The sequence below is a fragment of the Phormidium tenue FACHB-1050 genome (assembly GCF_014696925.1).
Taxonomy (GTDB): domain Bacteria; phylum Cyanobacteriota; class Cyanobacteriia; order Pseudanabaenales; family Pseudanabaenaceae; genus Pseudanabaena.
Window position 1 is genome coordinate 1 of sequence record NZ_JACJQY010000005.1, and the last position, 15868, is coordinate 15868.

A 15868-nucleotide genomic window follows, 5' to 3' on the forward strand; every position below is an offset into this window, starting at 1 on the left:
ATTGTCAATACTGGAAAAAGAAAAGGCTTTTCCGCTTTTGAGTCCATTCTTATCGCTTTGAATCCTCTCAAATCATTGTTTGCTATAGGTTGAGCAATTACCATTTATCTATTTGTCACAGCATTTAGCATCCCATGGCTATGCAGTAGCTGTACTGGAGCATCCAGAGACAGGTAGCAAAGATTTTGGAGCCTTTTTAAAAGGTTTCGGAAAAAATCCTAATCCTCGTGATCATTACCTCAGACCTCGTGATATCAAATATTTGCTAGATGATCTCGAACGTCAATCGAAAAATATGCTTAATGTAAGCGATCGCCTAGATCTGCAAAATGTTGGTTTGATTGGACATTCCCTCGGTGGCTATACGGTTTTGACATTGGGTGGTGCGCGGCTAAATTTTGATAGCATCAAAGCTGGTTGCGATGTTCCTGAACCGAATGTGACATCTTTCAATCTTTCTAAATTAATTCAATGTCGAGCCATCAATTTGGAGCCAAAAGACAATGATTTAAAAGATCCTCGCGTCAAAGCAATCCTCACTCTAAATCCCATTGGTAGTACGCTGTTTAATCGGGAGGGAATGCGCCCTTTAAATTTACCAGTAATGATTTTTGCCAGTGGCGATGACATGATCGCGCCAACTGTCCCCGAACAACTTTTTCCTTTTACATGGCTTAAGGGAGCTGATAAGTATTTAGCGATCGTTCCTCAAGCAACCCATTTCTCGTTTTTAGAGAAAAGTGAAAAAGGTGTACTCAATATCCCCTCATCATTAATTGGAGTTGATCCCAGCTTTGCACATCCCTACGTTAAGTCTTTGAGTGTGGCATTTTTTAAAACTTATCTCTCAAGCCAGCCTGAATTTCGGGCTTATCTAACGGCTGCGTATGCGAAAACTATTAGCCGAGATCCTTTACCGTTCAACCTAGTGACTTCTTTTTCAGAAGAGCAATTAGAACAAGCGTTGAATAGCAAACTATAGCGGTTTGCAGTGACCAAAATCAATTTTTTGAAAGCCCGCCAACGGCGGGCTTTCAAAAAAACGAGTTCAAAATACTCCTATAGCAATGTAAGTTTTGTTTAGGACATAAAACCCAAGGAGAGAATGGCGGCGCTTCGCGCCGCCATTCTCTCCTTGGGTTTTGCTTTTGTCTTAACACAATCGACGGCAGCTATACTTTGTAAATCTATGAGTATTTCTTAATAAAGGACTACGAATTATTGTAGAGTCAGAAAGTTGTTCTAGTTTTGACGGGGATCAGCCGTTAAAAAAGCGAAATTAAGTAGATTATTTGTATTTGCTTAGTTTTAAACATGGGGAAAGTTTGGTGAAAGTCCAACGCTGTACCGCAACTGTAAAGGTACTTAAGGGATTTTGAAATTAGCTAACGCTAATTTCAAAACCAGACAACAAATTCTAAATATGTTGTTTTTAAGTTGATTTTCCCTTCAGGAAAATCAACTTAGGTACTTAAAGTCAGGATGCCCGCTAGAACTAGTTTAATTTGTCCATATCTGCGAGTTACAGAGTATGAATTTATCTAAAATTTTTGCCTCAGTTCAATCTAAAGCATTAGCGATCGCCTTTGGTTTTAGCTTTTTAGTATTTGCTAGCCCCGCATCAGCGCACCATCCGATGGGCGGACGAGTTCCTAGTAACTTTTTTGAAGGCTTCATGTCAGGATTGGCTCACCCTGTAATTGGGCTTGACCACCTTGCTTTTATTGTGGCTGTAGGTTTATTTGCAGCACTCAAGCCTCAAGGTTTCTTAATTCCCCTATTCTTTGTTTTATCGGCAATGCTTGGCACTGGACTGCACCTCATGGGTGTTAATTTGCCCGTAGTCGAGCTAGTGGTTCCAGCTTCAATTTTGCTATTTGGCGTTTTTCTAACCACCAAAACTAGCCCTAATGCATTAGTGATGATTGCTTTATCCGCAGTCTCAGGGCTGTTTCATGGTCATGCCTATGGGGAAGCAATTTTTGGCGCACAGACTACCGCGTTAGTCTCCTACTTAGTTGGGTTTACCTTAATTCAGCTAGTTATTTCGGGTTCTGCTTTCTTGGTTGGTCAGAAAGTCCTTAAGGGTGATTTCTCTCAAGTATCGCCTAGCCTCAAATCAGCAGGTTTAGTCATTTGCGGAATTGGAGCTACATTTTTAGCCTCGAATATTTCTGCTCTACTTCTCCCTGTGCCTAAGGGTTAGATTATTTTGCGAAGTAGGGGCAATTCGTGAATTGCCCCTACTTCGCAATCTTTAAAAATGTGGGCTTTTTAAAATTCTTAGAGACAAATTATGGCAGCGAAAATACCTGTAACTGTGATTACTGGCTTTTTAGGTAGTGGTAAAACTACCCTCATTCGAGAGCAGTTACAAAATAATCAAGGTCGGCGTATTGCTGTACTAGTAAATGAATTCGGCGAAATCGGCATTGATGGCGATTTGCTCCGTTCTTGTCGCGTGTGCGATGAAGATGGTACAGAAGTTACACCCAATATTGTGGAATTGACCAATGGCTGTCTTTGTTGCACCGTGCAGGAAGAGTTTCTGCCAACGATGCAGGAATTATTGAAAAGACGCGATCGCATTGACTGTATTCTCATCGAAACCTCTGGTTTAGCATTACCCAAACCCTTAATCCAAGCCTTCCGTTGGCAAGAGATTCGTAATGGTGCGACGGTTGATGGTGTGATCGCCGTTGTGGATTGCGAAGCAGTTGCTAGCGGCAAACTGGTAGGTGATCTTGATGCTTTAAATGCTCAACGTCAGGAAGATCCCAATCTTGATCATGAAACTCCCATTGAAGAACTCTTTGAGGATCAGTTAGCCTGTGCCGATTTGGTTTTATTAACGAAAACTGATTTGGTGGATGCTGATGCTCAAAACAAAGTGCATTCATGGCTTAAGCAGGAATTGCGCGATGGCGTTAAGGTGATTGCTTGTGATGAAGGCAAAATTAGCTCAGAGATTCTATTGGGCTTCAATGCTGCGGTTGAGGATAATTTAGATTCTCGTCCTAGCCATCATGATTCTGATGAGGAGCATGAGCATGATGATGATATTAATTCAATTAATATTGTTACCGATCGCGCCTTTGAGCCGACTCATTTACTCACATCGCTAAAACAAGCGATCGCTGATCAAGAGATCTATCGCATCAAGGGCTTTGTGAATGTCCCAAATAAGCCAATGCGAATGGTGTTGCAAGGTGTAGGCGATCGCCTTGAGACTTCCTATGATCGCCTATGGGCTAGTGATGAAGCTCGCCAGACTCGTTTGGTATTTATCGGTCAAAGTCTAGAGCGATCGCAAATTGAAGCAGCTTTAAGGCTCTAATTTATTACTAAACAATCCTCAGATCTCCGACTTTTTCTATGTAAGCAAAGATTATCTTTGCTTACATAGAAAAAGTCGGAGATCTTAACCTCTACATTTTTTCTGAAATAAAAATTGCAATCTACTACAGCTATTTGTCCCAGTCTCTTTAATGCCACTACTGCACAAGATGGCATTCTTTCGCGTATCCGTTTACCTGCGGGATTAATTACTTCTACTCAGTGCGAAGCTCTCCTACAGGTAGTCAATCAATTTGGTAATGGTGAAATCCAAATTACTAATCGAGCAAATCTACAAATCCGTACTAGTCAAGCTTTGCCCGAAGAAGTGCTACTAGATTTTCAAGACTATGGACTTGCCTCTAGTACCCAAAGCACCGACGGCTTGAGGAATATGATGGCTAGTCCTAGTGCTGGGATTGATGCCCATGCAAAAATAAATACGATTCCATTGTTTAAAGCATGGAACTTCTATCTATTACAGCATCCCGAACTAGCAATTCTTTCTAATAAATTTAGTGTTTGCTTTGATGGCGGCGAAGCGATTAGAGTTAGCGATCGCCCTAATGATATTTGTTTGGTAGCGGTTGAAGTTAATCAAGAGATTTATTTTGATTTGTATTTAGGATTAGGCGATCGCGGTGATTCGCCAGCATCGGTCGGTGTGTTAATCCCTCAAAACCAAGTCTTAGAAGTTCTTGCGGCGCTAACAGAAGTTTATCGGGAATATACGCAGCAACAGCTAGAGCAGAAAACATATTCGCGATCGCGTCCTCCGAGATTACGAGAATTACTGCATGATTGGGGTGTGGAAAAGTATCTTGATCTAGTTGAAGAGAAACTAAGATCCCCCCTACCCCCCTTAAAAAGGGGGGCTTTGGACAACTTAAACAATAAAAATAAAGTCCCCCTTTTTAAGGGGGATGCCGAAGGCAGGGGGATCACACCTCTAAACGAAGTAATAAGTTCCCACTTAGAGAGAGAGTCTTTTCAACATTTGGGAATTCATTCTCAAAAACAATCGGGACTTTTCTATATCGGTGTCGTTGTTCCATTGGGAAGGTTAACTTCGCAGCAACTCACTGGTCTAAGTAATCTTGCGAAACAATATGGTTGTGGGGCTTTGCGGCTAACACCTTGGCAAAATTTGCTGATTACGGATATTGCGGAAGCTGATCTTGAGCAGGTAACGCAGGAGATCTTGAATTTAGGGTTGTATATTTCGGCTAATCATCCCTATGCTGCGATCGCTGCTTGTTCTGGTTACAAAGGATGTAAATCGGCTCATACTGATACCCAGTCAGATGCTAAGAAGATTGCCACTTATCTAGAAAGTTGTATACAACTTGATCAACCGATCAATATTCATGTTTCAGGTTGTGAAAAGTCCTGCGCTCAGCATCAACCTAGTGATATTGCGGTGGTTGGAATGGGCGGAACTAATACAGAAACTTATAGGGTTTATGTAGGTGATGGTGATTCTAATTTTGGTAGAGAAATCTATACAGAGTATGATGCTAAAAATTTACCTGCTCTAATCGAACAGTTATTACAAAAATATCAAAATCAGCGTAGAGATTCTACACAAACTTTTCGAGAATTTGTCAATAACTGATGTTACGTGGAACTCAGATGATGAATCTCTTGTTGCTAGCACGACAGGGCAACCACGGGGGGATTGCCCCTACTCCAATAATTTAGATTTTTGTAGAGGCTGTGCCCCCGTGCCAGCCCTAGACTTAGATGATCGTAGGAATTCTATCCACGTAACATCAGACAATAAATAAAAAAGGCGGCGCAGTGCGCCGCCTTTTTTGTTTAGATATCCAAGTCCGCAAGTCCTAGCTTGGAACCATAGGTTTCAATAAACTCACGACGCGGCGCAACTTTATCACCCATCAAAATTGTGAAGATGCGATCGGCTTCGGCAGCATCTTCGATGGTGAGACGTTTGAGCGATCGCGTGGCAGGGTTCATCGTTGTTTCCCATAGCTGCTGTGGCATCATTTCGCCTAAACCTTTAAAGCGCTGAATGTTGTAATTCGCATTGGGCGGGAAGGTGGCAATTAATTTTTGTAAGTCGTTATCGCTGTAGCAGTACTGAGCGGTTTTACCACGCTCTAATTTATATAGTGGAGGACATCCAATATAGATAAAACCACGATCAAGCAATTCTCGCTGATAGCGATAGAAGAATGTCAGCAACAATGTCCGAATGTGCGCTCCGTCAACGTCCGCATCAGCAAGAAGAATAATCTTGTGATAGCGAAGTTGAGACTCATTAAAGTCTTCACCTTTAATTCCCAATCCGCAACCAGTAATCAGGGCTTGGATTTCATTGTTTTTATAAATCTTGCTGTCATCGGCTCTCTCGATGTTGAGAACTTTACCGCGCAATGGAAGGATAGCCTGATAATGGCGATCGCGTCCTTGTTTTGCCGAGCCGCCTGCGGAATCTCCCTCAACGATGAAGATCTCGGATTCTTTGGGATCGCGAGAACTGCAATCGGCAAGCTTTCCAGGTAAGGTCGAAGACTCTAGGGCGGATTTACGGCGGACTAGCTCACGGGCGCGACGGGCGGCTTCCGCAGCATTAAAGGCTTGTAGCGCTTTCTCAATAATCGAAGTCGCCACCGCAGGATGAAACTCAAGATATTCATTGAGAACTTCACCCACGAACGAATCAACGATACCTCTGACTTCAGTATTGCCTAGTTTCGTTTTAGTTTGTCCTTCAAATTCTGGATCGGCAACTTTAACCGAAATTACCGCTGTTAAACCTTCACGGACGTTTTCCCCAGCCAGATTTGAGTCGCCATCTTTGAGCTTTTTCAGCTTACGCGCTGTGGCATTCATTGTGCGGGTCAAAACCGTTTTTAGACCCTCAAGGTGTGTACCACCATCGATGGTGCGGATGTTATTCGCAAAACCGAGAACATTATCGTTATAGGAGTCAATACACCATTGCAAAGCGACTTCCACCACCACATTATCGCGCTCACCATTTACATAGATAATGTCGGGGTGAATCGGCTCCTTGTCGCGGGTCATGTAGGCGACGTATTCGCGAATACCACCTTCATAACAATAGATATCAGTGCGAAGTTCTGCACCACGGCGATCGCAATATTCGATTTTTACGCCAGCATTGAGATAGGCAAGCTCTTTGAGGCGGCTAGCGAGAATGTCGTATTCAAATTCAGTTTGAGTAGTAAAGATTTGCGGATCAGGCTTGAAACGTACCTGTGTACCGCGCCTTGTTTCCTTGCTCTTGCTAGGAATGAGATCGCTAACAGGAAAACCGCGCTCATATCTTTGGGTATAGACTGTATCCAATCGCCATACCGATACTTCTACCCATTCGGATAGGGCGTTAACTACGGAAATACCAACGCCGTGCAGACCGCCTGATACTTTGTAACCACCATCGCCGAATTTACCACCAGCGTGGAGAACAGTTAGTACAGTTTCGAGGGCTGATTTACCAGTTTTGGGGTGAATGTCAATGGGGATGCCGCGCCCATTATCGGAGACTTGTACAGAGCCATCGGGCAGAAGCTCAACTAAAATGCGATCGCAATGTCCTGCAAGGGCTTCGTCTACGCTGTTGTCAACGACCTCAAAAACGAGGTGATGTAATCCTTTTGGCCCAGTTGTGCCGATATACATCCCAGGTCGTTTACGAACTGCTTCTAGACCCTCAAGTACTTGGATCTGATTGGCATTGTAAGTTTCTGTAACGATCTCAGGCATGAAGGTAAACAACTCCAGAAATTATGTCGCTTGCAAGATGGCTATGAAAAAAGTTACAAAAAACTTTTTAGCGCTCTTGATAGTGTTTTAGGATGTGTTTTGAGCCAAGACTCAAAAACACTCTGCCATTATAGCTTAAAAGCCTTGCAGATATGTCAAAACCATCTCAGGTTAAGTTTTTAGATACTCCATGTATCTTCAAAATTTAATTGTGATTAATGGCGATCGCTATAACCTAATAAATAATTTGGACTTTAGCGGCGGCTTCAGTGGCTCTTTGACGGGCTTCGGTGACATCTTTGCCTTTGGCTAGAGCGACACCCATACGACGGTAGGGACGAGAATCGGGTTTGCCAAATAAACGCAGATCGGTGTTAGGAATCGCAAGGGCTTCCGCTACACCTGTAAAGGAAATATTTTCGCTGGTTTCGCTAGCAAGAATAACGGCACTGGCGGACGGACTGAGTAATTCAATCGTGGGCATCGGTAAGCCTAAAATTGCGCGTAAATGGATCTCAAATTCGTTGAGGTTTTGGGAGATGAGAGTCACCATGCCTGTGTCATGAGGACGGGGTGATAGTTCCGAAAAAATTACTTCATCTTTGGTTACAAAAAATTCTACGCCGAAAATGCCTGCGCCGCCGAGTTTATCGGTGACTTTGCGAGCGATATCCTGTGCATCCTTGACTTGGGCTGTAGTTAATCCGACAGGTTGCCATGATTCTTGATAGTCTCCTCTTTCCTGACGATGCCCGATCGCTTCACAAAATAGCGTCTCTCCTTGCCACTGACGGATCGTTAACAGCGTAATTTCGACTTCAAAATTGATAAATTCTTCGATGATGATTTTAGCTGTGTCACCCCGCCCGCCCGCGATCGCATAATCCCACGCTGTTTCCAGTTCATCAGCCGAATTGACAACGGATTGCCCTTTCCCAGAAGACGACATCACAGGTTTAATTACATTTGGGAAACCAATTTCGGCGGCGACGGTTTTTAGTTCGTCGAGGCTGGTGGCGTAGGCATATTTGGCGGTGCGTAAGCCCAATTCATGGCTGGCTAAATCGCGAATGCGATCGCGGTTCATCGTAAAGTTAGTAGCAGCCGCTGTGGGAATGATGGTGTAACCCTGCGCTTCCAGTTCCAGCAGTTTTTCAGTACGAATCGCTTCCACTTCTGGCACGATCAGATCGGGTTGATATTTTTTGACAACGGCTTCGAGGGCTTCGCCATCCAGCATCGAGATCACTTCGCGATAATCGGCAACTTGCATCGCAGGGGCGTTGTCATAGCGATCCACCGCAATTACTATATTACCGAGTCTTTGAGCGGCAATCACCACCTCCTTACCTAGTTCCCCAGCACCAAGCAACATGATTTTTTTCGGTAATGCGATCGCCATTGAATTCACCCAAATCTCTACAAAAGCAATGTTATATCAAAACACAAAGTGGCGTAGCCACTTTGTGTTTTTAAAACCCTTACTGGGTTTGGTTTTTAATACACAAAAGTGGAGCCACACTTTTGTGAATGGGTATTACAGAGCTTTGCACCTAAACCAAAAGAGAGTAGAGGCGCTTTGTACTGCTACTCTCTTTTGGTTTGGGTAGACAATTGAATGCTAGGATTGCTTGCATGAAAATTTTAGGAATTGACCCAGGGTTAGCAATTGTCGGATTTGGTTTGATTGAGGTTGAGAAACCTGCCTCCCCAAAACTATTGGAATTTGGCACTATCGTGACACCGAAGCAAACACCAATCGGCGATCGCCTTAAGACTATTTACGAAGATATGCATACGCTGATTGAGCAGTTCCAACCGCAAGTGGTGGGAATGGAGAAGCTATTCTTTTATCGAATGGGAAACTTGGTAAATGTGGCTCAAGCGAGGGGGGTGATTGTGTTAGTTCTCAACCAACATAATATTGAACCAATCGAGTTCTCACCACCACAGATCAAGCAAGCTCTCACTGGTCATGGGAATGCGGATAAAAATGATGTGCAGGAGGCAGTTAAGCGAGAATTAAGTCTCGATGCAATTCCGCGTCCTGATGATGCGGCGGATGCGATCGCGGCTGCTTTAACTTGTTGGCTAATTGCTTGATCAAGGCAAAATTAGACAGTAACGTGAGTTCGATATATCCATTTGTGTCGTGCGAAGCACAACACAAATGGCGGAAAATGGTCTAAAGGCGCAAAAAAAATCAGCGATCGCCATAGTTATCTAGCCATGCATTACCTTGAATAATTAGATCAGGAAGATTAAGATTCCATAGCTCAATGTTGTTGCTGCCATGCCCAGAAGCAAAGCCGCGACCATCGGGGCGGAAACAGAGACTGATTGGAGTGCTATCTGGACATGAGAGAGTTTGTAACTCCTTCCCATCAATACTCCAGAGCTTAATTGTATTATCACTACTTCCCGAAATAATACTCCGACCATCGGGACTAAAACTTACCGTCCAGATCCCCGCATCATGCCCTCTAAAAGTTCGCAATAAAGAGCCTTCAAGGTTCCAAAGCTTGAGCGTGCTGTCGCCACTACCAGATAGAATATATTGACCGTCAGGACTAAAGCAAACACTCCAAACAGCACCACGATGACCATGCAGGGTTTTGATTTCTGTACCCTCAATACTCCATAGCTTAACTGTATCGTCACCACTGCCAGAGATAATTTTTTGACCATCGGGACTAAAGCGCACCGTCCACACCGTAGACTTATGCCCTTTGAGGGTGGCTAGTTCAGTACCATCAATGCTCCATAATTTAATAGATTTATCGCTACTTCCAGAAACGATTTTTTGACCATCGGAACTATAGTCTACCGTCCAGACAGCAGTACTATGTCCCGTGAATGTTTGCAAAAGTTGATGACTATTCCCACTCACAGACCATAGAGAAATAGCACTGTCACCACTACCAACTAATAGACTATTTCCATCAGGACTAAAACAGAGACTGAGAATGTCATTATCGCCAACAATGGTTTGGAGTTCATTACCTTGCAGATCCCAGATTTTAATTTGATCATCAAGGCTACCTGAGGCAAGTCGCAAACTATCGGGACTAAAAGCAACACTCCTTACAGCCGCGCTATGTCCAGATAATGTTTGCTGTTTCCTGTTCTCAATTTGCCATTGCCGCACCGTGCAATCAAGACTAGCTGAGAGCAGGGTCTTGCCATCAGGACTAAAACTGACGGAACGGATTGGATCGGTGTGACCTTTAAAGATTTGTAATTCTTTGCCATGCAGATCCCAGATTTTAATGTTTTTATCGGCGCTACCTGTAGCTAACATTGTTTCTCCAGGGCTAAAGCAAACACTGCGAATAGCACTGGAATGGGCTGAAATCGAAAAGGCTTCGGCGATCGCTTTTTCACCATTGATATTCTCAATGTGCCATAGCTTGAGAATATTATCACCACTACCCGAAGCGATGAATTCACCACTGAGGCTAATGCTAATGCTGCGAATGTCGGCGGTGTGACCTTTAAGCGTGTGGAGCAATGTGCCATCTAGACTCCAAATCATAATGTTTTTGTCCGCACCACCCGAAATAATCCATTCCCCATCTGGACTAAACAAGACAGTTCGCACATCACCACGATGTCCGCTAATGGTCAATATTTCCGTACCATCACGATGCCAGAGCTTAATCGTCTGATCGCCACTGCCTGAGACGATCATTTCTCCATTGGGACTAAATTGTGCGCTCCAAACTGCGGCGGTATGTCCTACAAAAGTATGTAAGCGATCTCCTTGAAGATTCCATAAAGCAATCGTCTTGTCGCTACTGCTAGAAAGAATCGTCTGTCCATCGGGACTAAAACAAGCGCTACGCACTGGGGCAGTATGACCAACAATTTGGGCAACTTCTTGTCCGTCAATCTGCCAAATTTTAATTGTTTTATCTAATCCCCCAGTGATGATTTGCGAGCCATCGGGACTAAATTCCGCACTCCATACACCTTCTAGATGAGCTTGAATGCGATTTTTCTCTTTAATCTCGTAGATAGCGCGATAAATTGTACTGGTTAGCTGTAAGCGATTTTCACTAGATAGCGAATCAATATCTGGTAGCCACTGTTTGCCGATCTGCATGGCTTTAGCTAGCTCGTCAAGATCGACCAGATGATTAGTGAGTAGACTATTTAGACTCAAACTATCAGCGATCGCTTGAGAGTTTTTGAATGAACTTTCTAATTGACGGACAGTTTGGCGGAGTTCTCCTTGAGTCTTTTCTAATTCTTTTTGCAGCTTTTGGATCTCTGGAGCCTGTGATTTGCGAATTACTACCGCCAAATAATCATGGACTAATTGGCAACGATTGGTCGCATTTTCAGGAATTAATACCACTAGTCCCGAACCAATCAAGATTTGGAGGACGAGTTCGATTTTGCTGATTTCGATATCTGCATCATTTTCTAGATTTTCTAGATCTACAGCGAGATTCCATTCTGCATCTAATTTACTTTGTTTACGAACCTCACTATCCAGATGATTGAGTCCTCGTTCTAGATCCTCATAGGTTTTGAGAGGTCTGGTTCCCTTCTCATCTGTTAGTAAGTATAAAAGCAAGTTAGTTAATCGATAGTTCTCTCTACCGCAGTCACAAACTACATTGTCCAAATATCGCTGGACAAGGGTTTCTTTAGGATTATTACCTAGCTTTTGATATTGTTGGATGGTGCTAATCCGATCATGTTGTAATTGCGCTCCCACGATCTGTAACTCAATCGGACGAATTTCATCCTGCTCATTCTTTAAGTCTTCCACTAAAATGTCGATGAGTTGAGCTTCCAAGTAAAATTGCGCTCTCTCCGTAAGAGTTTCAATCGTCGAGTGGGCGGCGGCTGGAGAAAAATTGCCTAAAGGATAGAGGACATTTTTGCTGAGAATGTCATTGTCGATCGCACTCATGCTCTTAATGCGATTAACTTCTAAGAGGTAGTGAATATAATCTTCTCGGAGTGATAGCACCACTTTAATTGATGACAAATATTGGAAGTCACTAAGTAAACTTCCAATAAATTCAAAGAACCGCAGGCGATCGCTAGTGCTATGTTGATGCACAAAGAAAAATTCTTCAAACTGGTCAAAAATCAAGACTGTACGCAGGTTTCTTGCTTCATTCCATCGTAGTTGTTCAGTTAGGCGATCGCATAGAATATCTTTTGTCAAATCTTCGCTATAGCTCAAACTAAGTAGCGGCGCTGAAGTTAGTTTGAGTGCTTGTAATGACTCCGTTAACAGATTAATTAGTTCTTGTTCCCAACTTGTATAAACTCGAATCGAAATGGGGATTATATCGCGTCCTCCAAAGGAAGTCTGTTGCAGTGCTGGCATCAATCCTGCGTTGATGAAAGAACTTTTACCGACCCCAGAGTTACCATGCAGCACAATCATTTTGTAGCGGGGTTCACCAATGCGATTGGTCAGTTCGTCGAGGTCTTGCTTACGTCCTGAAGCGTAGATTTCTGGTGAGATGATATATTTATTGCCCTTGTCCACAAAGCTGGAATGCTCCTCCAGACAAGATTGTAATTGTCCTGCGCCAATAAATGCACGGTATCCATATCGCTGCTCGATCGCTAAACGTTCTTGTTTAGTTTGAAATGCTTCTAAATATTGTCCCTGACTAAAATACAAATTGCGTAATTGATTCAAAATCCGAATGTACATCCGTGGATGTCCGCAATGATCTCTACTTTTAGCAGCGATCAAATTGGTCAGAGCTTGTTCCCGATCGCCCAGTTGAATTTGTGCTTCGGAAAGATAACACAAATACAATCCGTATAACCAATGGGAGGTTGTTGGTGCATCTTCTAAAAGGGCGATCGCTTGTTCGGCATATTCCTTAGCGGTTTCCCATTCCTCATGTTCTATGGCAACTACTGCTAAGAAGCCGTAGTCAGCAGCCAAATTACTGATATCTCCATGGGTTTGATGAATCTGGATCGCTTTTTGGGAGATATCTTTGAGTTCTGTCCATGACTGTAAGTGATGTAAAGTACGTTGCAACTGTAGGTAGCACTGGGACATCAAATCAGGACGATTGGCTAATTGAAAGCAAGCTAAACTCCTTGCAAATAAATGCTCTACGGCTTGCCAGTTTTCCTCATGGGAATGTTTTTCTAGTTTGGTGAGGTGATAGCGCCGTCGCCCAATCTGATAAAGGAGTAGCGCTTGTCGTTCCACATTTTGGACTGATTCCCAATAATTGTAACTTGCTTGCAGATGGGACAAGGATTGGGTAAAGTCTCGCGTATTCATGCCTCGAATGAAGTCTAAACCTGCTTGCAAAGATGGCGAGATTCGCTGTCCTTGACTTTGTAAATCGCGCAGAGCCACATCTAGTTCTGAAAGATAAATACCGCCTAGATGGGAAATACGCCCAAGACTATGACTAGGATCGATCAAATTAGCGCCTAGGGCTAAGTGAAATAACGCTTCAGTTCCCGATGTTAGGGATTCAATCAAGTCTTCACTGGCGATCGCAAACTCAATTGTAGTTGTCCAACTCTCAAAGTCTGGAGCAACTCTAATCATCCGCTTCAACAAATCGTCATTGATCCACAATACGATGGGATACAAACAATTTTTGCGAAATTCCTCTCGAATTTGATTTAATCCCTTGACTAAAATATCGGGGCTATCTGTTGCTTCTAGCCCAGTTAGCATTACCGCAGGTAAGTTGCCTTCTCTGGTCGCAGGAGTTGACGAATGAATCGCATGGTAGATTGATTTAGTTTGAGGTTCTAATCGCACTTGACGCATTGATGTTGATGAGATTTCTGCTAATCTAGCGATCGCGCGATCGCGAAGATTGACATAATTACAACGCGCCAGTAAGAGGGTGAAAGTCCCATCATAAATATCCAAGAGCAAAGATAATTCTTGTAGTGAATCTTCGATCTCAGGTGAAATATTGAAAGAATTGACTAGTTCATTTTGATAAAGATCCAGTTGTGAGGTCAATTGCTGGAGCGCACGTTCTGCCTCGGGAGAAATATTAAATCCAGTTACATCTTCTTCTGGAGACTTAGCATAGGGAATCTGTGACATAGTTTTTGCCCTCGGCGATCGCGGATAATTGTACCAATTCACAAAAGAGTGACAACACTTTTGTGAATTAAAAACCAAACCCAGTCAGGGTTTTAAAAACACAAAATGGATATGCCATTTTGTGTTTTGGTGTAATTTCACTTTTTGAGCAAAGGAGAAAACTAAAAATCTAAGTCACTCCCCTTTGCAAAAATGAGGCTAGGGATCTGAGCTTTGTTGAATTTGAGAATTGACTCAGTTATTTATATACGTTAGCTTTTAGAGGATCTCACAAGAGAAATCCTAAGATACGTCAAATTCTTGAGCAGTGACAAGTACAGGATTCACCTCAAACCAAGAACCATTTTCATCTTGATATTCATATACGTACATGCTTCTAATCAAGGTTTGATAGCCAGTATCACCCACCACCTTCTTAGTACTATTTACCTGTCTCAATAGTTTCCATTCATCATCATCTATAGAAAGAACTAACTCATTACGACGTTTACGGATCGTATCTTCGAGAACCTCAAGGGTGACAGGTAAACCACGTTGTTTACGGAGAGCATCATTGAGCAGGCGCATAATATTTCGCACATGACCTCCACTCGCAAAGCAGAGTCGATCAAGTGTCGTCATACTGTCAAAAACTTGATTAATAGCATTTAATCGCTCAGTGGGAGAGCTATCTGGCAATACTCGCGATAGAATCATTTGACGCAAAAGTGCAATGCCTTCCTCATGGGTACTACCATCGCGGCGTACTACAGGAACCATTGGTAGCACAATCGGATCGGTCATAAATCTGGCTGTGAGTGTGCCGTAATCCCTTGAGAATCTCAAAGCAAGGGGCATGGTGTATACCACATGGCATTGTAATTTGCGAAGCTGCTCTGCCCGATCTACAAATAAATATTCAGTTTGAGGTCTGCCCCAAGGTTTTGGTGAATCGTCAACGCGATCAAGGTTATCCACGATCACCACAAGCCCTTCTTTGCCTAGTTTTTTAAGATCAGCGATCGCAGGCAATAGGATTTCATTATTGATTAAGTCCAGCAAGCCATTGGTTTTTGGCTCCATGTAGCCGCGTAGTTTACTCCGCATATCGGGGCTATCTTTGGTCTTGGCGGACAGTTTGCCAATACCTAGAGATAGCGAAAATTCACCACTTGTACTTGCCTCCACCTTACCAATCCCTGGGACATCGGCTTCGGCAGAGAGTTCAATCTCCGTATTTAAGATTTTGACCGCGCCGTTGAGCATAGCCCGAAATCCTTTGGCTTCAGTCTTGACTTTGATCGCCTCTAAGCTCTCAACCACACGTCTCGCGATCGCGAGGAGGATGTCACTGAGATCGACATCGCCCATCTCCATGTCTTGGCTAGACTCAAAGTAAACGACATGAAACCCTTCACTTTCTAGTTGTTGCTTAAGCTGCAAGATTTCTGTAGATTTACCGCAACCGATATGTCCTGTAAATAACTGACAAGTCGGCTGTCCATCTGAAAAAAGCGAAATGTTATCCTTTAAATCTTCGACAACTTTGCCGCCCCGAACCGTCGAAAAGTCAATGTAGTACTTTTTGTCTTCGGCACTATCTGCAAGCAAGGTTTTACTTGGATCAGTTGCCTTAAAAAATCTCTTGTAATCTACAGTCATAAGTCATACAATTCCTCTTTTAAAGGTATTATAAGGAATCTAAGGGAGTTTTGAAAATCTAATTTATAG

At 43.1% G+C, this 15868-nt stretch carries 9 protein-coding genes and 1 riboswitch; of the genes, 5 read left to right on the forward strand and 4 right to left on the reverse strand.

Going from position 1 to position 15868, the window contains the following annotated elements:
* The first annotated feature begins 112 nt into the window (after positions 1-112).
* From H6G05_RS04575 to cobG, 4 genes are all read left to right on the forward strand, one after another.
* Positions 113-982 carry an alpha/beta hydrolase family protein gene (locus H6G05_RS04575; RefSeq protein ID WP_190576712.1) on the forward strand — a complete coding sequence of 290 codons (870 nt, stop codon included), beginning with the start codon at positions 113-115 and terminating at the stop codon, positions 980-982.
* Positions 983-1281: 299 nt separating this feature from the next.
* Positions 1282-1508: riboswitch (cobalamin riboswitch) on the forward strand.
* 23 nt (positions 1509-1531) lie between these two features.
* Positions 1532-2206 carry a HupE/UreJ family protein gene (locus H6G05_RS04580; RefSeq protein WP_190576713.1) on the forward strand — a complete coding sequence of 225 codons (675 nt, stop codon included), beginning with the start codon at positions 1532-1534 and terminating at the stop codon, positions 2204-2206.
* A gap of 90 nt (positions 2207-2296) precedes the next feature.
* Positions 2297-3337, forward strand: coding sequence for a cobalamin biosynthesis protein CobW (gene cobW / locus H6G05_RS04585; protein WP_190576715.1), 1041 nt, complete (start codon positions 2297-2299; stop codon positions 3335-3337).
* A 114-nt stretch (positions 3338-3451) separates the two neighbouring features.
* Positions 3452-4951 carry a precorrin-3B synthase gene (gene cobG, locus H6G05_RS04590; RefSeq protein WP_190576716.1) on the forward strand — a complete coding sequence of 500 codons (1500 nt, stop codon included), beginning with the start codon at positions 3452-3454 and terminating at the stop codon, positions 4949-4951.
* Between the two features lie 203 nt (positions 4952-5154).
* On the opposite strand, the gene gyrB is transcribed toward cobG, so the two are convergent.
* Together gyrB and purT are read right to left on the reverse strand one after the other, a co-directional pair.
* Positions 5155-7089 carry a DNA topoisomerase (ATP-hydrolyzing) subunit B gene (gene gyrB / locus H6G05_RS04595; protein WP_190576717.1) on the reverse strand — a complete coding sequence of 645 codons (1935 nt, stop codon included), beginning with the start codon at positions 7087-7089 and terminating at the stop codon, positions 5155-5157.
* A 235-nt stretch (positions 7090-7324) separates the two neighbouring features.
* The gene (purT, locus tag H6G05_RS04600) at positions 7325-8491 is read right to left on the reverse strand and encodes a formate-dependent phosphoribosylglycinamide formyltransferase (RefSeq protein ID WP_190576718.1); all 1167 of its coding nucleotides are present in this window, start codon (positions 8489-8491) and stop codon (positions 7325-7327) included.
* 233 nt (positions 8492-8724) lie between these two features.
* Between purT and ruvC the strand changes: the two genes are divergently transcribed.
* Complete coding sequence (ruvC, locus tag H6G05_RS04605) at positions 8725-9192, forward strand: crossover junction endodeoxyribonuclease RuvC (protein ID WP_094529838.1); 468 nt, start codon at positions 8725-8727, stop codon at positions 9190-9192.
* 100 nt (positions 9193-9292) lie between these two features.
* Here ruvC and H6G05_RS04610 read toward each other — a convergent pair whose 3' ends face one another.
* On the reverse strand, positions 9293-14158 hold the full coding sequence (locus H6G05_RS04610) for an nSTAND1 domain-containing NTPase (RefSeq protein WP_190576719.1): 4866 nt from the start codon (positions 14156-14158) through the stop codon (positions 9293-9295).
* A gap of 282 nt (positions 14159-14440) precedes the next feature.
* On the reverse strand, positions 14441-15799 hold the full coding sequence (locus tag H6G05_RS04615; protein ID WP_190576720.1) for an ATP-binding protein: 1359 nt from the start codon (positions 15797-15799) through the stop codon (positions 14441-14443).
* Positions 15800-15868: the final 69 nt, after the last annotated feature.

Bases quoted from the DNA above. Each gene is read 5' to 3' on its own strand.
- H6G05_RS04580 (WP_190576713.1), top strand. From the start codon at position 1,532: ATGAATTTATCTAAAATTTTTGCCTCAGTTCAATCTAAAGCATTAGCG.
- cobW (WP_190576715.1), top strand. From the start codon at position 2,297: ATGGCAGCGAAAATACCTGTAACTGTGATTACTGGCTTTTTAGGTAGT.
- purT (WP_190576718.1), bottom strand. From the start codon at position 8,491: ATGGCGATCGCATTACCGAAAAAAATCATGTTGCTTGGTGCTGGGGAA.
- ruvC (WP_094529838.1), top strand. From the start codon at position 8,725: ATGAAAATTTTAGGAATTGACCCAGGGTTAGCAATTGTCGGATTTGGT.
- gyrB (WP_190576717.1), bottom strand. From the start codon at position 7,089: ATGCCTGAGATCGTTACAGAAACTTACAATGCCAATCAGATCCAAGTA.
- H6G05_RS04615 (WP_190576720.1), bottom strand. From the start codon at position 15,799: ATGACTGTAGATTACAAGAGATTTTTTAAGGCAACTGATCCAAGTAAA.
- H6G05_RS04610 (WP_190576719.1), bottom strand. From the start codon at position 14,158: ATGTCACAGATTCCCTATGCTAAGTCTCCAGAAGAAGATGTAACTGGA.